Origin of the sequence: Burkholderia multivorans ATCC BAA-247 (assembly GCF_000959525.1) — a bacterium.
Lineage (GTDB): Bacteria > Pseudomonadota > Gammaproteobacteria > Burkholderiales > Burkholderiaceae > Burkholderia > Burkholderia multivorans.
The window spans coordinates 2,696,802-2,715,552 of the sequence record NZ_CP009832.1 but is presented as its reverse complement, the minus strand read 5'-3'; the positions used below and the strand labels follow the sequence as shown (position 1 = coordinate 2,715,552).

The 18,751-nt window shown below is 68.3% G+C and carries 20 protein-coding genes and 1 tRNA gene; 11 read left to right on the top strand and 10 right to left on the bottom strand.

Translation table 11 applies throughout. The features are described from left to right. Positions 1-132 precede the first annotated feature (132 nt). Positions 133-858: a response regulator gene (locus NP80_RS25085; RefSeq protein ID WP_006398647.1), complete on the top strand. Its 726-nt coding sequence runs from the start codon at positions 133-135 to the stop codon at positions 856-858. Then, complete coding sequence (locus tag NP80_RS25080; RefSeq protein WP_006405798.1) at positions 842-2,158, top strand: ATP-binding protein; 1,317 nt, start codon at positions 842-844, stop codon at positions 2,156-2,158. The genes NP80_RS25085 and NP80_RS25080 overlap by 17 nt, the downstream gene beginning before the upstream one ends. Before the next feature lie 37 nt (positions 2,159-2,195). Here the strand turns inward: NP80_RS25080 and NP80_RS25075 are convergent, their stop codons facing one another. After that, positions 2,196-2,462, bottom strand: coding sequence for a double-stranded DNA-specific endonuclease (locus NP80_RS25075; protein ID WP_006398649.1), 267 nt, complete (start codon positions 2,460-2,462; stop codon positions 2,196-2,198). Positions 2,463-2,928: 466 nt separating this feature from the next. Between NP80_RS25075 and NP80_RS25070 the strand changes: the two genes are divergently transcribed. Then, positions 2,929-4,683, top strand: a complete 1,755-nt coding sequence (locus NP80_RS25070) for an ABC transporter permease (RefSeq protein ID WP_006409812.1) — start codon at positions 2,929-2,931, stop codon at positions 4,681-4,683. A gap of 22 nt (positions 4,684-4,705) precedes the next feature. Then, entirely contained in the window at positions 4,706-6,043 is a 1,338-nt protein-coding gene (locus NP80_RS25065) for an ABC transporter ATP-binding protein (RefSeq protein WP_006398651.1), read from the top strand. Between the two features lie 69 nt (positions 6,044-6,112). Here NP80_RS25065 and NP80_RS25060 read toward each other — a convergent pair whose 3' ends face one another. Then, positions 6,113-6,607 carry a hypothetical protein gene (locus NP80_RS25060; protein WP_006405718.1) on the bottom strand — a complete coding sequence of 165 codons (495 nt, stop codon included), beginning with the start codon at positions 6,605-6,607 and terminating at the stop codon, positions 6,113-6,115. Continuing rightward, entirely contained in the window at positions 6,604-7,155 is a 552-nt protein-coding gene (locus tag NP80_RS25055) for a hypothetical protein (protein ID WP_006405717.1), read from the bottom strand. The genes NP80_RS25060 and NP80_RS25055 overlap by 4 nt, the downstream gene beginning before the upstream one ends. Positions 7,156-7,510: 355 nt before the next feature. Here NP80_RS25055 and NP80_RS25050 point away from each other — a divergent pair, with 355 nt between their 5' ends. From NP80_RS25050 to NP80_RS25040, 3 genes are all read left to right on the top strand, one after another. Further along, positions 7,511-7,708, top strand: coding sequence for a hypothetical protein (locus NP80_RS25050; protein WP_006398655.1), 198 nt, complete (start codon positions 7,511-7,513; stop codon positions 7,706-7,708). 127 nt (positions 7,709-7,835) lie between these two features. Then, positions 7,836-9,257 carry an alpha,alpha-trehalose-phosphate synthase (UDP-forming) gene (gene otsA, locus NP80_RS25045; protein ID WP_006398656.1) on the top strand — a complete coding sequence of 474 codons (1,422 nt, stop codon included), beginning with the start codon at positions 7,836-7,838 and terminating at the stop codon, positions 9,255-9,257. Beyond that, entirely contained in the window at positions 9,250-9,846 is a 597-nt protein-coding gene (locus NP80_RS25040; protein ID WP_006409168.1) for an AAA family ATPase, read from the top strand. The genes otsA and NP80_RS25040 overlap by 8 nt, the downstream gene beginning before the upstream one ends. A gap of 24 nt (positions 9,847-9,870) precedes the next feature. Here NP80_RS25040 and NP80_RS25035 read toward each other — a convergent pair whose 3' ends face one another. Both NP80_RS25035 and NP80_RS25030 read right to left on the bottom strand, forming a co-directional pair. Beyond that, on the bottom strand, positions 9,871-11,238 hold the full coding sequence (locus NP80_RS25035) for an MFS transporter (protein ID WP_006398658.1): 1,368 nt from the start codon (positions 11,236-11,238) through the stop codon (positions 9,871-9,873). A 175-nt stretch (positions 11,239-11,413) separates the two neighbouring features. Then, positions 11,414-11,794 carry a DUF5594 family protein gene (locus NP80_RS25030; protein ID WP_006398659.1) on the bottom strand — a complete coding sequence of 127 codons (381 nt, stop codon included), beginning with the start codon at positions 11,792-11,794 and terminating at the stop codon, positions 11,414-11,416. 155 nt (positions 11,795-11,949) lie between these two features. Here NP80_RS25030 and NP80_RS25025 point away from each other — a divergent pair, with 155 nt between their 5' ends. Beyond that, complete coding sequence (locus tag NP80_RS25025; RefSeq protein ID WP_006405713.1) at positions 11,950-12,312, top strand: hypothetical protein; 363 nt, start codon at positions 11,950-11,952, stop codon at positions 12,310-12,312. Between the two features lie 132 nt (positions 12,313-12,444). Here NP80_RS25025 and NP80_RS25020 read toward each other — a convergent pair whose 3' ends face one another. Next, positions 12,445-12,789 (bottom strand): hypothetical protein, encoded by a 345-nt coding sequence (locus NP80_RS25020; protein WP_006398661.1) that lies wholly within the window; start codon positions 12,787-12,789, stop codon positions 12,445-12,447. Between the two features lie 143 nt (positions 12,790-12,932). Between NP80_RS25020 and eco the strand changes: the two genes are divergently transcribed. Beyond that, positions 12,933-13,430, top strand: a complete 498-nt coding sequence (gene eco / locus NP80_RS25015) for a serine protease inhibitor ecotin (protein WP_006405712.1) — start codon at positions 12,933-12,935, stop codon at positions 13,428-13,430. Positions 13,431-13,458: 28 nt separating this feature from the next. Here eco and NP80_RS25010 read toward each other — a convergent pair whose 3' ends face one another. Continuing rightward, positions 13,459-14,094, bottom strand: coding sequence for a TetR/AcrR family transcriptional regulator (locus NP80_RS25010; RefSeq protein WP_006405711.1), 636 nt, complete (start codon positions 14,092-14,094; stop codon positions 13,459-13,461). 115 nt (positions 14,095-14,209) lie between these two features. On the opposite strand from NP80_RS25010, the gene NP80_RS25005 reads away from it, so the two are divergent. Then, positions 14,210-14,950, top strand: coding sequence for an SDR family NAD(P)-dependent oxidoreductase (locus NP80_RS25005; protein WP_006405710.1), 741 nt, complete (start codon positions 14,210-14,212; stop codon positions 14,948-14,950). Positions 14,951-15,075: 125 nt separating this feature from the next. On the opposite strand, the gene NP80_RS25000 is transcribed toward NP80_RS25005, so the two are convergent. Next, the gene (locus NP80_RS25000) at positions 15,076-17,103 is read right to left on the bottom strand and encodes a protein-L-isoaspartate(D-aspartate) O-methyltransferase (protein ID WP_006405709.1); all 2,028 of its coding nucleotides are present in this window, start codon (positions 17,101-17,103) and stop codon (positions 15,076-15,078) included. Between the two features lie 159 nt (positions 17,104-17,262). On the opposite strand from NP80_RS25000, the gene NP80_RS24995 reads away from it, so the two are divergent. Further along, positions 17,263-18,033: an SDR family NAD(P)-dependent oxidoreductase gene (locus NP80_RS24995; protein WP_006405708.1), complete on the top strand. Its 771-nt coding sequence runs from the start codon at positions 17,263-17,265 to the stop codon at positions 18,031-18,033. Positions 18,034-18,055: 22 nt separating this feature from the next. On the opposite strand, the gene NP80_RS24990 is transcribed toward NP80_RS24995, so the two are convergent. Both NP80_RS24990 and NP80_RS24985 read right to left on the bottom strand, forming a co-directional pair. Beyond that, positions 18,056-18,301: a hypothetical protein gene (locus tag NP80_RS24990; RefSeq protein WP_035488675.1), complete on the bottom strand. Its 246-nt coding sequence runs from the start codon at positions 18,299-18,301 to the stop codon at positions 18,056-18,058. A 337-nt stretch (positions 18,302-18,638) separates the two neighbouring features. After that, positions 18,639-18,713: transfer RNA gene (locus NP80_RS24985), tRNA-Arg, on the bottom strand. Positions 18,714-18,751: the final 38 nt, after the last annotated feature.

The window sequence follows — 18,751 nt, the reverse complement described above, 5'->3', positions numbered from 1 at the left end:
GCCGGCCGATGTTACGCGGGGTGGCGGCCGGGTTACCGCCCATTACAGTTCGCTTGCACGGTAACCCGCAGTAACCCTTTCGTCCCTTTGTTTCGTTCTTCGACGCCGCCCGTGCGCGGTAAACTTCGAGCCATGACTACCCAGATCCTCATCGTCGACGACGACCAAGAACTCCGCGACCTGCTGCGCGACTATCTCGTGCGCCAGGGGATGGAAGTGTCCGTGCTGCACGACGCGGCAACGCTCGAAAAGCGCCTCGAGCGCGAGCGCCCCGACCTCATCGTGCTCGACCTCATGATGCCGGGCGTGGACGGCCTCACCGCGCTGCGTCAGCTGCGCGCGTCGGGCGACGACATCCCCGTGATCATGTTGACCGCGCGCGCGGACGACGTGGACCGCATCGTCGGGCTCGAGCTCGGCGCGGACGATTACCTCGGCAAGCCGTTCAATCCGCGCGAGCTGCTCGCACGCGTGCAGGCCGTGCTGCGCCGCCGCCGCGCGACGCCGTCGGCCGCCGCGCCCGAGCAGCGCGAGCCGTTCGCATTCGGCCGCTTCGTGCTCGACTTCCAGGCGCGCACGCTGTCGATCGACGGCAAGCCGGCGACGCTGTCGAGCAGCGAATTCGCGCTGCTGAAGATTTTCGTGAACCACGCGCTGCGCACGCTCACGCGCGAGCGGCTGCTCGAGCTGCTGCACGGGCCCGAGTACGACGGTACCGACCGCGGCATCGACGTCCAGGTGTGGCGCCTGCGCCGCATCCTCGAGACCGATCCGTCGACGCCGCGCTTCATCCAGACGGTCCGCGGGCGCGGCTACGTGTTCGTGCCCGACGGCGAGGCCCATGCGCAAACCCATTGATTCGCTGTTCGGCCGGCTCGCGCTGCTTGTCGTCGGCGTGCTGCTGCTGTCGCACTTCGCGTGGTATTTCGCGATGCGGCTCGAACGCAATCAGATGCAGACGCGTTACGCGGTCGAGGAGGCCGCGTTCCTCGTCGACGCCGTGCGCCAGCACGTCGCGCGTTCGCCCGATCAGCCGCTGCCGTCGCGCGTGCGGCTCGTCGCACCCGACAGCCCCGACGTGCCGAAGGACGACGACCCGCCGCTGCCGGCGCCGCTCAAGCGCTTTCGCGACGACGTCGGCGAGCGGATGCCGCCCGGCACGCAGGTGCGGATCGGCGCGCCGGGCCGGCCGCCCGTGCTATGGGTGAAGGAGCCGAGCGACCGTAGCTGGATCGTCGTGCCGGTGCAGCCGCTGCGGCCGCCGCGCTCGCTCGACCGGATGCTGCTGTGGCTCGGCACGATTTTCTCGGCCGGCGTGATCGCCGCGTTGTTCGCGGCATGGCAGCTGCAGCAGCCGCTGCGCTCGCTCGCACGCGCGGTCGCGCGCTTCGGCCGCGGGCAGCCTGTGCCGCCGCTGCGCGAGCGCGGCCCGCGCGAACTGCGCCAGCTCACGCACGGTTTCAATCAGATGGTCGAGCAGGTGTCGCAGGCCGAAAACGACCGCGCGGTGATGCTGGCGGGTGTCGCGCACGACCTGCGTACGCCGCTTGCGCGGATGCGGCTGCGCGCCGAAATGATGGACGATGCGCGTCTGCGCGACGGCGTCGTGCGCGATGTCGACTCGATGACGCATATCGTCGACCAGTTCCTCGTGTTCGCGCACGGCGGCGCCGACCGCAGCGAGCCGGTGCCGGTCGACCAGGCCTGCGAGCGGATCGCGCGCACCTATCGCGCGGTCGCGCCGAACGCGCCGACGGTGCAGACGCGGCTCGCCGCCGATCCCGGCTTCTGTCTGCCGACCGCGACGCTCGACCGCATCCTGTCGAACCTGCTCGACAACGCGCATGCGTACGGCGCGCCGCCCGTGCTCGTCGAAACCGCGCGCACGCCGGCCGGCTACGTGCTGGCCGTCAGCGACCATGGCAGCGGGATCGCGCCGCGCGATCTGGCGGCCGCGACGCGGCCGTTCGTACGCCTCGATCCGGCGCGCGGCGGCAACGGCCACAGCGGGCTCGGGCTCGCGATCGTCGAGCGGCTGGTGCTCAGGCTGGGCGGGACGTGCGACATCGGCAACCGTCCGGAAGGCGGGCTGCGCGTCGCGATGACGTTCCCGTTCGACGCGGTGCCGAAGGGCGAGCCGCACGCGCAGGCGGCGTAAGCGGCCGAAACGGCGCCCGGGCGGGCGCCGCGCGGCGTCACTCGCCGAACAGCGTGCCGAGCGTCTCGGCGGCGTTGCTGTCGATCGTGTTGTAGGTCACGCTGGTGGCCTCGAAGATATAGACGGTCGTATAGCGGCCGAGGCGTTCGAGGATCTCGTCCTGCAACGATTCCGGCACGACGTTCATGTTCAGATACCACGCCGTCGACGACAGCCGCGTCTGAAACGACCCGTATTCCTGCATCAGCTCGTAGAACGCATCGGCGTCCTGATCGCGACAGACGATTACCAAGTTTCCTGCCATTCCCTTCCTCCTGCGCGTCGATCGACCCCGATGGGGCAAGCCCCGATCATACCCGCTTCGCCGTGTCCGCTTGCTGACGCCGCACACGGTTTGCGCGCGGGCCGGATCGGGCGGGTTCACGGCCGGGCCGGATCACGGCATAATTCGGGGCCTGCATGCCGGCCGGGACTGCGGCCGGGCTGCCCGACCCCGCGCGCCTGCCCGTCCGGCCGCGCGCCGGGTACGCTCCGTGCGCCGCTGCGGCGCCGCCTGCCGCCCGCAGGACGGTTGGACCTGACATACGGGTTGGTGTAGTGTCGTGCCGTCGCGGGCCGACTCGGCCGGAGCACGCGCGGCGGCGCAGCTTGCACGCAGCGCGCCGCGCCTGCGTGAGATCGTGAGTCAACCGAATTACCGCGCCCGTGCGCTTAGCCATGAATCAACATCGTCTGCCGGCTTCGTTCGGCCTAACCGGAGAGGGCGCCTGATGGACGTCGGATTCGATCCGAACCGGACCGCCAACGCGTCCGCGTGGCGCGTCCTGCCGAACCGGTGGGACTTTATCGCGTTTCCGCTGATCATCTGCCTGATCGCGATGGCCGTTGTCGGCTTCCACGAGACGATGGCGCCGATCGGCACGCTGCAGTCGCAGAAGATCTCGCTCGATCCGTCGAACCTGCCCGAATATGCGCTGCGCACGACGCTGCGGATGCTTGCCGCGATGGTCGCGTCGCTCGCGTTCACGCTCGTGTACGGCACGCTCGCCGCGAAAAGCCGCCGCGCCGGCATGGTGCTGATCCCGATCCTCGACATCCTGCAGTCGGTGCCGGTGCTCGGCTATATCTCGTTTACGGTCACGTTCTTCCTCGCGCTGTTCCCGAGCCGCGTGCTCGGCGCCGAACTCGCGGCGATCTTCGCGATCTTCACGAGCCAGGCGTGGAACATGACGTTCAGCTTTTATCAGTCGCTGCGCACGGTGCCGCGCGATCTCGACGAGGTGTCGCGCGGCTTTCACCTGACCGGCTGGCAGCGCTTCTGGAAGCTCGAGGTGCCGTTCTCGATGCCGGGGCTGGTCTGGAACATGATGATGTCGATGTCGGGCGGGTGGTTCTTCGTCGTCGCGTCGGAGGCGATCACGGTCGGCAACCACACCATCACGCTGCCGGGCATCGGCGCGTACCTCGCGGAGGCGATCGTCGAGCGCAACCTCGGCGCGGTCGGCTGGGTGATTCTCGCGATGACGGTCGTGATCCTCGCCTACGACCAGCTGCTGTTCCGGCCGCTCGTCGCGTGGGCCGACAAGTTCCGCATGGAGAACACGAGCTCGGGCAACGCGCCGGAATCGTGGCTGCTCGATCTCGTGCGCCGCACGCGGCTGATCCATCAGCTGCTCGTGCCGGCCGGCTGGCTGTTCGCGAAGGCCGCGCGCATTCCGCTGCGCCTTTCGCCGACGCGCGCGATGCGCTTCACGCTGCCGCGCGTCGAGAAGAAGGCGTCGCGCGTCGCGGACGTCACATGGGCCGTCGTCGTGCTGCTCGCGACTGCCTACGTGCTGTGGCGCGTGACGAGCTTCGTCGCGACCGGCGTGACGATGGACGAGGTCGGTCACGTGTTCGTGCTCGGGCTGATCACGCTGTTGCGCGTGGTCGTGCTGATCGCGATCGCATCGGTGGTGTGGGTGCCGATCGGCGTATGGATCGGGCTGCGTCCGGCGCTCGCCGAGAAGATGCAGCCGCTCGCGCAGTTTCTCGCCGCGTTTCCGGCGAACCTGCTGTTCCCGGTGTTCGTGATCGTGATCGCGCGCTTTCACCTGAACGCGGACATCTGGCTGTCGCCGCTGATCGTGCTCGGCACGCAGTGGTATATCCTGTTCAACGTGATCGCCGGCGCGACGTCCTATCCGAACGACTATCGCGAGGCGGCGACGAACTTCCGGATTCGCGGCTGGCAATGGTGGCGGCAGGCGATTCTTCCGGGCATCTTCCCTTACTACGTGACGGGCGCGATCACGGCGTCGGGCGGCGCGTGGAACGCGAGCATCGTGTCGGAAGCCGTGCAGTGGGGCGACACGAAAGTCGTTGCGCACGGCCTCGGCGCGTATATCGCGCAAATGACCGCGGCCGGCGATTTCCCGAAGATCATCCTCGGCATCGCCGTGATGTCGCTGTTCGTCACGCTGTTCAACCGCCTGCTGTGGCGCCCGCTGTATGCCTTCGCCGAAGCGAAGCTGCGGCTCGACTGAGACTGATTGAGAGCGAAACGCGATGCACAATCCGAATGCTGTAAACGCCCCCGTTCAGACGCCCCAGCCGCCGCGCATCGGCGAAGAAATCCTGCGCGTCGAGCACGTTTGCCGCGGCTTCAACAAGACGCAGGGCGAACTGCTCGTGCTCGACGACGCGAACCTGTCGCTGCGCGAAGGCGAAATTGTCGGGCTGCTCGGCCGTTCCGGTTCCGGCAAGTCGACGCTGCTGCGCATCATCGCGGGGCTGATCGAGCCGACCGGCGGCGAAGTCACGTATCTCGGCAAGCCGTTGCGCGGGCCGGCCGAAGGCGTCGCGATGGTATTCCAGACGTTCGCGCTGTTCCCGTGGCTCACCGTGCTGCAGAACGTCGAGGCCGGCCTCGAGGCGCTCGGCGTCGGCGCACGCGAGCGGCGCGAGCGCGCGCTCGCCGCGATCGACCTGATCGGCCTCGACGGCTTCGAGAACGCGTATCCGCGCGAGCTGTCGGGCGGCATGCGCCAGCGCGTGGGCTTTGCGCGCGCGCTCGTCGTCGATCCGACGATCCTGCTGATGGACGAGCCGTTCTCCGCCCTCGACGTGCTGACGGCCGAGACGCTGCGTACCGATCTGCTCGATCTGTGGACGCAGGGCCGCATGCCGATCAAGTCGGTGCTGATCGTCACGCACAACATCGAGGAAGCGGTGTTCATGTGCGACCGGATTCTGGTGCTGTCGTCGAATCCGGGGCGCGTGATCGCCGAGATCAAGGTGCCGTTCAAGCATCCGCGCAACCGGCTGGATCCGGCATTCCGCAAACTCGTCGACGACATCTACGCGAAGATGACCGCGCGCCAGATCGGCGAGGCGACGAAGAAGGGGCTCGAACTGGGCAGCTGGCTGCCGCAGGTCTCGACGAACCTGATGGCGGGCCTGATCGAGACGCTCGCGATGGCGCCGTATCACGGCCGTGCCGATATGCCCGAGATCGCGCGCTCGCTGCATCTGGAGGTGGACGATCTGTTCCCGATCGCGGAAGTGCTGCAGCATCTGGGCTTTGCCGACGTGCGCGAAGGCGACGTGTTCCTGACGCCGCCGGGGCGCGTGTTCGCGGAATTCGGCACGCAGGAGCGCAAGCTGATGTTCGCGGACCATCTGCTCAAGCACGTGCCGCTGGCCGCGCGGATCAAGAAGGTGCTGAACGAGCGGCCGGGCCATCGCGCGCCGCGTGTGCGCTTCGAGCAGGAGCTGGAGGATTTCCTGTCGGACGGCGCGGCGGAGGAAACGCTCGACGCGGTGATCGACTGGGGGCGGTACGGCGAGATCTTCTCGTATAACGATCAGACGGAGATCTTCAGTCTCGAGGACGTCGAGTCCTGAAGCACGCCGGCCGGAACGCTGCCCCGGCCCGCTGCGCCGCGCATCGGCGGCGGTGCATGGACACCGCCGTTACTGCAGATTGCCCCAGCGATCGACCGCCGGTTCGGCCGACGCCCATTTCCAGCGCGTGCCTTGCTGGCACGCATTCGCAAAATACCAGTCGGCCTTGTCGCCGTCCTTCACCGAGAACGCGAACTCCTTGCAGAGCGCGAGGGCAGTCGAATAGGCGCGCGTCACGCGCACTTCGCCTTCGCCGTTGTCGAGCGGAATCGTGTTCTTGACCTTCCACGGCTTCACTTCGCCGACGGCGAGGCTGCCCGCCGCCTGCGCGATCGCATCCTGCTGGTTCTGATGGAGCTGCTTCATCGTGCGGTTCACGGCTTCGTCCGTCGCGGCCTGCACCGCGATGCCGACCCCGACGCCGACCGCCGGATTCGCGGTCACGAGGCCGGTCGCCGCGCCCGCGAGCGCACCGCTCGCCGCGCCGACCGATCCGCAACCCGACAGCGCGACGGCCGTCGCGCACAGCGCGCCGAGCGCCGCGATACGGATCGCGACGCTCATTGCAGCGCGCCCCAGCGTTCCGTCGCGGGTTCGGCGGAGGCCCATTTCCAGACCGGGCCGTCGCGGCAGATCGTGGCGACGTAGAACGCCGATTGCGCAGGCTTGTCGGGCTTCGCCGGCGTATCGACCGCGAACACGATTTCCTTGCAGTCGAGCGGGCCGACGCTGATCATCCGGCTGACCGTCACGCGGCCGTGCTCGTCGTCCTCGATCGGAAACGAATGATTCGTCGACCACGGCGCGACGCCACCGACGTCCAGCGGGCCCGCGGCCTTCGCGATCTGTTCCTGCGTATAACGGTGCGCGACGCGCTGCGTGTACTGCACGCCCGCGCGTGCGCCGGCGACCGCGCCAAGGCCGATGCCCGTCGCGACGGCGGCGTTGTTCGTAACCTTGGAGGCGATCGCGGCGCCGGCGATACCGGCGCCGGCCGTCGCACCTTCGCTGTACAGCGAATTGCAGCCGGACAGCAATGCGGCCGCAGCGGTGACGGCCAGCGCGATGCGCACCGGCATGGCCCGGTACGGCGATTCGAAACGAGTGTTCATCCCTGAGTGCAAATCCTGTCTGGGGAAGCGGCGACGCGTGCGCGGCACGCGCCGTGTCATTGTTTCGCAATCGTCACAGGAAAACTGCAAAGCTTTGACAAATGGGGCGGCTGGCCACTGCGGCCGGTAGGCGCTTCCTGCATCGGCACGCCTTGCATCGACGAACCCCGCCAGCCGCTCCGGCCCGCGCGCACGCGCGCCGCCATTGTGGGCGAGTTGACGAGGCAGGGGTCGAAGCGTTACAAATTGAAGGGTTTTGTTACCGTTGCGCAAAACGAAGCTGCCTAAACTGTTTTGTCATCACTTGTTTCAACGACGGCCTCGTGCCGCATCGCATGCTATGAGACATCCCGTCATGCGTCGTTCGAAACGGTTCTCGCACCGGCCGCCCGACGCAGGCAACGACCGCTCGCGTCCACCGACCGACGCACCATCCGCACCGCCTGCCGGCGCGCCCGGCGAAACGCCATCCGACGGCGATCACAACCAGGGCGGTGCGCGCCCGGAAGGGCTCGAGTATCAGCGCGACCTCGGGCAGGAGCAGGACGCCTGAGTCCCGCCGCGGTCGCCTTTCATCGCATCTCTGACGTCTGAACCGCCGCGCGGCAGCGTTTGCGCCGCCGCGCCCGTCATGGCGTGCGCCGCACGCCATTCAATCGAAATCGAGGAGGGGAAGCCGAATGAGCAGATTGATCGTGGTATCGAACCGTGTCGCCATCGGCGAGGACACACGCCCGAGTGCAGGCGGCCTCGCGGTCGGCGTGATGGACGCGCTGCAGGAAACGGGCGGCGTCTGGTTCGGCTGGAACGGCGAGATCGTCGGGACGCCGGACGCGGCGCCGGCGATCCGGCGCGACGGCAACGTGACTTATGCGACGGTCGGACTGACGCGCCGCGACTACGATCAGTACTATCGCGGGTTTTCGAACGCCACGCTGTGGCCCGTGTTCCACTATCGCGGCGATCTCGCGCGCTTCGACCGACAGGAGTACGCCGGCTATCTGCGCGTCAACGCGATGCTCGCGAAGCAGCTCGCCGCGCTGCTGCGCCCGGACGATCTGATCTGGGTGCACGACTACCATCTGCTGCCGTTCGCGCACGCGCTGCGCGAGCTCGGCGTGAAGAATCCGATCGGCTTTTTCCTGCACATTCCGTTTCCGTCGCCGGACGTGCTGCGGCTCGTGCCGCCGCACGACGAGCTCGTGAAGTTCATGTGCGCGTATGACGTGACGGGCTTCCAGACCGATGCCGACAAGCAGGCGTTCACCGACTACATCGAGCGGCGCGGGATCGGCACCGCAAGCGAGGACGGCATGCTGCATGCACACGGCCGCGTCGTGAAGGTGGCCGCGTATCCGATCGGCGTGTATCCGGACGCGATCGCGCAGGCGGCCGTCCAGTACGGCGCGCGCAAGCCGGTGAAGATGCTGCGCGACGCACTGGGCGGCCGCAAGCTCGTGATGAGCGTCGATCGTCTCGACTATTCGAAGGGGCTCGTCGAACGCTTCCAGGCGTTCGAGCGCATGCTCGCGAATGCGCCGGGCTGGCAGGGGCGCGTGTCGCTCGTGCAGATCGCGCCGCCGACGCGTTCCGACGTGCAGACGTACCAGCGGATCCGCGAAACGCTCGAAGGCGAGGCGGGTCGCATCAACGGACGGTTTTCGCAGCTCGACTGGACGCCGATTCAATATCTGAACCGCAAGTACGAGCGCAATCTGCTGATGGCGTTCTTCCGGATGTCGCAGGTCGGCTACGTGACGCCGCTGCGCGACGGGATGAACCTCGTTGCGAAGGAATACGTCGCGTCGCAGGATCCGGCCGATCCGGGCGTGCTCGTACTGTCCGAGTTCGCGGGCGCCGCGGCGGAGCTGACGGGCGCGCTGCTCGTCAATCCGTACGACCTGTCGCAGATGGCCGACGCGCTCGAGCGCGCGCTGTCGATGCCGCTCGCGGAACGGCAGGCGCGTCACGAGGAGAACCTCGCGCGGCTGCGCGCGAACGATCTGTCGGTGTGGCGCGATACCTTCGTCGCCGATCTGCGCAGCGTCGCGGCGGCGGCCTCGGTCACGCAGCGTGCGGGCCGGCGCATCGCGCATGCGTGAGCACGCGAGCGCGTCCGGCGCCGCCCGGTGCGCGCCGGACGGCGATGCGCTCGATCGTTTTTTCGTCGTCACGGGCGGGCCCGGTTCGGGCAAGAGCACGCTGCTCGACGCACTCGAACGGGCGGGCTTCGCGCGTTCCGCCGAAGCCGGGCGCGGCGTGATCCGCGATCAGATGGCGATCGGCGGCCGCGCGCTGCCGTGGGACGATCGCGCCGCGTTCGCGGAGCTGATGCTGAGCTGGGAGATGCGCTCGTACGATCTCGCGCGGCACGCGCGCGGGCCGGTGTTCTTCGATCGCGGCGTGCCGGACGTGATCGGTTATCTGCAACTGACCGGCATCGCGGTACCCCCGCATGCGGAGACGGCCGCGCGGCATTTCCGTTATCACCGTCGCGTGTTCATCGCGCCGCCGTGGCGCGACATCTATGCGCAGGATGCCGAGCGGCGACAGGATTTCGACGAGGCCGTGCGCACGTACGACGCGATGGTGGCCTGCTATACGCGTTACGGTTACCGGCTGATCGAACTGCCGCGCGCGAGCGTGAAGGCGCGCGTGCGCTTCGTACTGGATGCGCTCGACACGGCCTGAACGGCCCGTCGGCGCGCGCCGCGTTCAGGCCGACGCATCGGGCTGCGGCGAGGCGATGCGCAGCATGCTGACGACGGCCGCCGTCGCCGCGAACGCGGTGGCGACATAGAGCGCGATGGTCGGCCCGCGGTCGGGCGCGAGCCCGAAGATCAGCGCGACGAGCGCGGCGCCCAGTGTCTGGCCGGTGAGCCGAGCGGTGCTCAGCATGCCGCCCGCGCCGCCGCTGCGCGCGCGCGGCGCGGACGACAGCATCGCGCGGTTGTTCGGCGACTGGAACAGCCCGAAGCCCGCGCCGCACAGCGCCATCCGCCAGACGATGTCGAGGGTGCCCGGATGCGCGCCGATCGTCGCGAGCGACAGCAGCCCGGCCGCGAACAGCGCGAGCCCGATGCCGCCGAGGATGCCGGCCGAGTAGCGGTCCGACAGCACGCCCGCGAGCGGCGCGGCGAACACGATGACGAGCGGCCACGGTGTCATGTAGAGCCCCGTTTCGACCTGCGAGAAACCGAGCGAATTCTGCAGCCAGAACGGCAGCGCGACGAACGCGAGCATCTGCGACGTAAACGATGCGACCGACGTGCAGATCGACAGTGCGAACATCGGGATGCGCATCAGGTCGACCGGCAGCAGCGGCGCCGGCTGCGACAACTGGCGCTTCACGAAGAAGTAGCCGACGACGAGCGCGACGATCAGTTCGGCCGCGACATACAGGCGGCCTTCGCCGTGGCCGAAACCGTCGACGGCCATGATCAGCAGCCCGAACACGCACGCGTTCATCAGCGCGCTCGGGATGTCGTACGGCGCGTCGTGCAGCGGGTTCGTCGGCAGCGCGCGCACGCTGCCGAGCACGGCCGCGATGCCGATCGGCACGTTCACCGCGAACAGCCACGGCCACGATGCGAACGACAGGATCGCGGACGCCACCGTCGGCCCGATCGCCGACGACAGCGCGACGACCATCGCATTGATCGACAGCCCGCGCCCGAGCATCGACGACGGGTAGATCATCCGCACGAGCGCCGCGTTCACGCTCATGATGCCGGCCGCACCGAAGCCCTGGATCACGCGCATCACGGCCAGCGTCGGCAGCGAGCCGGCCAGCGCGCAGCCGAGCGAGGCAGCGGTGAACAACGCGAGGCCGGCGATGTAGACGCGGCGGTAGCCGATCCGTTCGCCGAGCGACGCGAGCGGCAGCAGCGTGATCGTGACCGCGAGCTGATACGCGTTGACGATCCAGATCGATCCGGCATCGGAGGCGTGCAGGTCGCGCGCGATCGTCGGCAGCGCGACGTTCGCGATCGCGCCGTCGAGCACGGCAAGCGTGATGCCGAGGGCGACGCAGACGATCGCCCAGTAGCGTTGCGGAAGCGGCAGGCCGGTATCGGCGTTCATGGCGGGAGTGAAAGCAGGTTGTCCGGCAGCGGCGCCCGGTTGCGTACGCAACGATGAAGACGGGCGATGACGGCGATGCGTCCGGCCCGGCGCAATGTCGCCGGAAGCGGACCGGCCGAGTGTATCACCGGCCCGCGTCGCGCGTATCGGACACGCGATGCCGGGCGGCGCGCCCTCAGCCTTCGAAGTCGAGGCCGCCGAGCCGCACCAGCGGATCGGCCTGCGTGCGCGACGCGAGATCGATGTCGCGCGCGCCCTGCCACGCATTCAGCTTCTTCGGCAGCGCGGCCAAGTAGTGCTCGAAGCGCTGCGCGCCGTCCGCTTCCATCAGCCGCTCGATTTCGTCGGTATCCCACGTGAGCTCGAGGTTCAGCGGATGCGCGAAGCCGCTCACGTGCTCGTGCGGTGCGCTGCGGATGCGAACGCGTGTGGGGTGCCCGTGGCCGCCGTACGGCACGACGTCGGTCGACACGTGATCGGCGAAGAAGGCGGCGATCGCCTGCGCGATGCGCGGCGCGAACTCGGTATCGAAACGGCGGGCGGTTTCGGGCTGCATGAGCGTCTCCTGAGTGCCGAAAATCGTAGCACGGCGGTGCCGCGTTTCGGCATGCCGCGCCGCCGTAATCGCGCGTTACCACTTGCTGCATCTATTACCGCCGCATGCGCCCACAATGCATCGCATCTCGTACCACTTCGCGTGGGAGCCTCACCATGAAAAAAATCGCTGCAGTCTGTGTTCTCGCCGGTTCGCTTGCGGTAGCCGGCCCGGCGTCCGCGCATGGCCGCGACGGCGGCGCGGTGATCGGCGCGCTGATCGGCGGCGCCGTGCTCGGCGCGATCGTCACGTCCGCGCTGAATCCGCCCGTCGCGTATCAGGCGCCCGTGTACCAGGCGCCAGCCTATCAGCCGCCGACTTACTATCAGGCGCCCGCGTATCAGCCGCCTGCGTATCCGGCCTATCAGCAGGCCCAGTATCAGGACGACGGCCCGCGCTATTGCTACGACCGCTATCAGCGTGCGTACGTGTGCGGTGCGCCCGTGTCGGGCGGCTATGCGCAGCCGGCCGGCTGGTAAGCGGCGCCTGCCGATACGTGGAGTTCGAATGACAAAAGGCCCTCGCGTCGTGCGAGGGCCTTTTTGCTGGCTGTGCCGTGCGTCGGTCGCGCTCGATGCGCCGGTGCGCGGATACAAACGGTTGCAAATCCGTCAGTGGCGATGCCCGCCACCGTCGCCGCGGCCGTGCCCGCCGCCTCCGCCGCCGTCGTTCCAGTCGCCGCGGCGGCCGCCGCGGCCCCAGCCGCCCCAGCCGTGATCGCCGCGGTCGCGGTCCCAGCGGCGATAGTCGCGATGGCCGCGATCCCAGTCGCGTCCGCCGCCTCCGCCGCCCCAGATGTTGACCGTGCCGTAGACGGGCGAGGGCGCGTAAGCGGGGCCGTACGCGTAGCCCGGATCCGAGTAGTACGACTGCCCGTAGCCGTATCCGGCGTCCGGTCCGACGACGCAGCCGGCCAGCAGTGTGGCGGCGCCCGCGGCAGCAATGAGCTTCAGCATGATGTTCTCCGTTGGTTCCGCTATAAATACCGCGCGCGAGCGTTGCCGGCTGTTCGCAATTGTGTCGCGAAATTACAGCGGCGTAAGGTGTTGCGGGGAAAGTGTTAGCATCCCGGGCTCTTTTGTTTGCAAGGAGCACATCGATGAAATTCGCGATCCGGGCCGCGCTGGCCGCGTTCTGCGTGACGACTGCCGCGTGCGCGGCTACGCCTGCGTCGGCGCCGGCCGTATCGGCCGAGTCGATCAAGATGTTTCCGCAACCGGCAGCCGGCCAGCAGCGCTTCGTGATCGCGCTGCCCGCGCTCGAGAACGAAGGCGATGCGCGCGTCGAGCTGATGATCGGCAAGACGCTCGAGACCGACTGCAACCAGCACTGGTTCGGCGGCGAGCTCACTGCCGAGGACGTGAAGGGTTGGGGCTATCCGTACTATCGGCTGACGGACGTGAAAGGGCCGGCAGCGACGATGATGGCCTGCCCGGGGCAGACGCCGCAGCAGCGCTTCGTGCAGGTGCGCACCGACGGGCAACTGCTGCGCTACAACAGCCGCTTGCCGCTCGTCGTGTACGTGCCGGACGGTTTCGACGTGCGCTATCGCGTATGGCACGCGTCGAAGGACGTGCAGCAGGCAGTCGGCCGCTAACGCATTCGCCGGGCGCGGCGCCGCGCGATCACGACTGCGCGGGCGGCGCGGCGCCCGCGCCCGTGCCCGTCAGCGCCGGCCATGCGGCCAGCGCCGCGTGCGCGACCGCTTCCAGATCGCGGCGGCTCGCGCCGTCGCGCGCCTGGATCGACATGCCCTGCTGAACCGTCACGTAGTAACGCGCGATCGCATCCACATTCGCTTGCGCGGCGATCTCGCCGGCCGCCGCCGCTTCGCGCAGACGCGCGCGCAACGCCTCGACCGTCTGCTCGCGCATCTCGATCAGCGTCTGTCGCACCGTGTCCGACCGCTCGGCCGGATGCAGGGCCGACAGCACGATCAGGCAGCCGGCCGGCTTCGAGCGCCGTGTGAACACGCGCGCGGTCTGCATCAGATAGTTCCGTATCGCGTCGTAGGCCGTGTCGGCCCGTTCGACGCCGTCCCAGATCTCGCGCCCCTCCGTCTCGCGGTAGTGCTCGAGCGCCTGCCGGAACAGCGCTTCCTTGCTGCCGAACGCCGCATACAGGCTCGGCGACGCAATCCCCATCGCGGACGTCAGGTCCGCCATCGACGCGCCTTCGTAGCCGAGGCGCCAGAACACCTGCATCGCGCGTTCCAGCGCGGCGTCCTTGTCGAAGCTTCTCGGTCGGCCCCGTTCGGCCATGGCATATGCTCCATCGTCAATTTCTGTATCGATCGATAAAATAATTCAATTGACAGCGCCGCGCAACTTGCCACATTCTGTGTCGACCGTTACATAAATTGTGAAAGGAGCTTTCATGAACCGGCTTCAAGGCAAGCGTGCACTCGTTACCGGCGGCAGCCGCGGCATCGGCGCCGCCATCGCGAAACGGCTCGCGGCGGACGGCGCGGACGTCGCGATTACGTACGAAAAATCGGCGGAGCGGGCGCAGGCCGTCGTCGCCGAGATCGAGACGCTCGGGCGGCGCGCCGTCGCGATCCAGGCCGACAGCGCCGATCCGGCTGCCGTCCGCGCGGCCGTCGATCGCGCGGCCGACACGCTCGGCGGTCTCGACATCCTCGTGAACAACGCGGGCATCTTCCGCGCGGGCTCGCTCGACGCGCTCACGCTCGACGACATCGACGCGACGCTGAACGTCAACGTGCGCGCGGTGATCGTCGCGTCGCAGGCGGCGGCGCGCCATCTCCGCGAAGGCGGCAGCATCGTGTCGACCGGCAGCTGCCTCGCGACGCGCGTGCCCGATGCGGGGATGAGCCTCTATGCGGCAAGCAAGGCCGCGCTGATCGGCTGGACGCAGGGTCTCGCGCGCGATCTCGGCCCGCGCGGGATCACGGTCAACATCGTGCATCCGGGCTCGACCGATACCGACATGAACCCGGCCGACGGCGAGCACGCCGATGCGCAGCTCGCGCGCATGGCGATTCCGCGCTACGGCAAGGCGGACGACGTCGCGGCGCTGGTCGCGTTCGTCGTCGGGCCGGAAGGGCGGTCGATCAACGGGACCGGGCTGACGATCGACGGCGGCGCGAACGCGTGAGCCCGCTGCCCGGCTCCGTGCGGGCCGGGCAGATCATGTGCGACGGCGGCGGCGACGGATTGCGTGCGAGTGGCGTTCTCCGTGCCGAATCGGTGCTTTTCTACAATCGCGTTTTACCGACGCCGTCACACGCCGAACGGATACAGATCGACCGAACGCTCGGTCGCGCGCGTCGACAGCGGCGTGATCGCGTGCGTGTTGTCGAACCATACATAGCCGTCGAACTGCCCGGACAGCCGCGCTTCGGCGTAGTGACTGTGCCGCTCCGAATCGGGGCGGTAGATCACGCCGATGAAGCGCTCGAGCCGCGGCTCGCGCAGCGATTCGACGAGCGCGCGATCGCCGTCGGCCGACAGATCGGCGAAACAGCGCGGCAGCCCCGACTCGTGAAACGCATGCTCGTAGCTGTCGTCGCGCGACGGAAGAACGCGCATGACTTCGAGCGGGCCGCCCCAGTCGGTCGCTGCGGCGACCGTGCCCGCATGCGTGCCGAAACCGATCAGCGCGGCGTCGTCGCCGAAGCGGTCACGGCACAACTGCCCGACGTTGAGCTCGTCGCGGATGTCGCCCATTTCGGTCGCGGCCGCGTTGCCGATATGCGAGTTGTGCGCCCACACCACCGCGCGGCCGCCGTCGCCCTTCGCCGCGAGCAGGTTTTCGAGCGTCTCGAACATGTGCGTGTCGCGCAGGTTCCAGCTTTGCGCGGCGCTGCGGTACATCGTCCGGTAATAGCGCTCGGCCGAGGCGACGAGCCGCGCGTTCTGCGTCGCGTCGAAATGCAGGTCGTCGTCGCCTGCGCGCGCGATGCGTCCGCGCAGCATGTCCTGCAGTTGCGCGATCACGGCGTCCTCGCAGTTCTCGAATCCCGACGACATCGCGGCGCGCCCGTACACGAGCGGATCCTTCTGCCACGGTGTCAGGCAGCCGTAGCGCTCGCGCGCGATGCGCGCCGCGTTCGGGTCCGAGCGATCGAGATAGTCGAGCACGGCCTCGACCGACGCGGATAGGCTGTACATGTCCAGACCATGAAAGCCGCAGCGCGCATCGCGCCGCGTGCGGCCGTTGTGCGCGCGCAGCCATTCGACGAACGCGGCGAATTCCTCGTTGCGCCACATCCATGTCGGAAAGCGCTGGAACGGCGGATCGGCGTCGCGCCGCTCGTCGAGCATCACGTAACGATGCACGATTGCCGCGTCCGGCCAGTCCGCTTCGACCGCGACGATGTTGAAGCCGTGCCGCTCGACGAGCCGCCGCGTGATTGCCGCGCGCGCCCGATAGAACTCCGACGTGCCGTGACTGCATTCGCCGAGCAGCACGACGCGCTTGTCGGCGAGATGATCGAACGCATCCGCGAACGTCGGATCCTCCGGCTCGGGAAGCGGTCGCGCCGCGCGTGCGATCGTGCGCGCGAGCGGTGTCGGCGGCGCTGCGACGTATCGGGCCTGCGCGTCGTGCTGTACGTCGTGCGCGGCTTGCGCGGTGTCGTCGTCGCGGACGGGATCTTGCTCGGGCCAGCCCTGTTCCCCGATCAGCGGCACGAAGCGTACCGCGCCGAGATCTTCGTGCTCGAACTGCGTCGCGCCGGTGCGCGTGATCCGCACGAGCCGCTGCGGGTCGCGCTCGTCGCCGATCGGCATCACGATGCGCCCGCCGATCGCGAGTTGCTCGCGCCATGCGCGTGGCACGTCGGGCCCGCCTGCGGCCGCGACGATCGCATCGAACGGGGCATGCGCCGGCCAGCCGAGCGTGCCGTCCGCGTGATGGACATCGACGTTGGCGAAGCCGTTCTCCGCGAGCGTGCGCTGTGCGGACGCGGCGAGCGACGCATGCCGCTCGATGCTGTCGACGTGCGCGACGATGCGCGATGCGACCGCCGCCGCATATCCGGAACCGGTGCCGACATCGAGCACGCGATCGGTCGGCGAGAGCGTCGCGGCTTCCAGCATGCGTGCGACGACGATCGGTTGCGAGATCGTCTGGTCGTCGGCAAGCGGAAGCGGCGTGTCGCTGTATGCGAATTCCACGAGTTCCGCGGGAACGAACCGATGGCGAGCGACGGTGCGCATCGCGTCGAGTACGTGCGGATCGCGCACGCCGCGCGCTGCGATTTGCCGTTCCACCATCTGCTCGCGTGCTTCGTCGAATGGGTTCATGGTGTTCGATCGCTGTCGTGAGTGTCGAGTCGCGCAGCATCGTGCGTGCCGCGGGAAGGAACGGCGCATGCGCCGGCTGATGTCGCGCATGGTGCGCGCTGCGCTCGATGGTGCCGCGGCGCGTTGACCGCAACTCGACTTGCCAGGAGGGACAGGTACATGAAACTGCAAGGCATTCGCGCGCTCGTCACGGGCGCGGACTCCGGAATCGGCCAGGCGATCGCGACGCTGTTCGCGCAGGAAGGCGCGGACGTCGCGATCGTCTACCACACGGACCATGACGGCGCTCAGGAAACGGTGCGGCGCATTCAGGCAGTGGGCCGGCGCGCGTGCGCGATCCAGGGCGATGTAGGCGACCCGCGGTCGGTCGACGCGTTCTTCGCGGAAGCGATGAATACGCTCGGCGGACTGGAGGTGTTGGTCAACAACGCGGGCGTCGGTGCGCCGGGCGCGGCCGTCGCCGATCTCGAAGATGCGCAGATCGATACCGTGCTGCGGACCGATCTGCTCGGGCCGTTGTACTGTTGCCGCGCGTTCGTCCGGCAGCGTCGCGCCTTGGGCGGCGGCGGGCGGATCGTGAACATTTCGTCGGTCGCGCAGCATCTGCCGACGCCGGAAAGCGCGCCGTACGGGATGGCGAAGGCGGGGCTCGGCTCGCTTGCGCGCAGTTTGTCGCGCGAAGTAGCCGAGGACCGGATCAACGTGAACAACATCGCGCCGGGCCTGATCGACACGCCGATGACGCGCGATCGCCTCAACGACCCGCAGCAGCGCGATGCATCGATGTCGGTGATTCCGTGGCATCGGCCCGGGCAACCGGAAGAGATCGCGCGTGTGGCGCTGTTTCTCGCGTCCGACGACGGCGACTACGTGACGGGGCAGACGTGGACGATCGACGGCGGGCTCACGATGCAGTGGGGCGGCGCGTAGCGCCGCGTGCGACCGGCTGGCGTCACGCGGACAGGTCGCCGCCGCTAGGCGGCTCGACGTCTTTCGGGTTGTCGAGGTGTCCCGGCGGCGGCTCGTAGGGGCCTTTGTCGGGCTCCGGCTTCTGCGGGATCATCGTTTCGTCCATGCTGCCGTGGCCCTTTTGATGCACGTTGCCTTTGCGGTCGGTGCTGACTTCGTCGGTTTGGGGCGGTGGGGTTTGGTTGGCCGGGTCGGATGGGTCGGCGGGGGTGGGGGTGCGGGCGGTCATTGGGGTTCTCCTTCCAGGGCAGGTGCGGTCATGTGGCGCGTCATTTCTGCCTCGTCGTGGTGAGGCGGCGCCGCGGTGGATGCGGGCGAGCATTGGGTGTGCCTGGAAGGCCGGGATTGCGGCGTGCGGGTTTGAGCACCTCCGTGGGGCAACGAAGCTGCGATCTCGAACCGGGCCGATGCAATTTGCGGCCGCCGGCCGTTATCGGTATCGGCTGAAACCGACGGATAGCACTAACACTTTCGGGTTGCTCCGGGCAACGTCACATCGCGATGGGCGCTAGACGTGTGTTCGGGATTAAAGCAGGAAGGTCTCGGGGAGGGTTTGGAAGCTCGGCTGGTCCCCCCGACAGGAATCGAACCTGTATCTAGCGCTTAGGAGGCGCTTGTTCTATCCATTGAACTACGGGGAGCGGATAGTTTGAGCGGGATAGACTGAACTCTTGTGAAT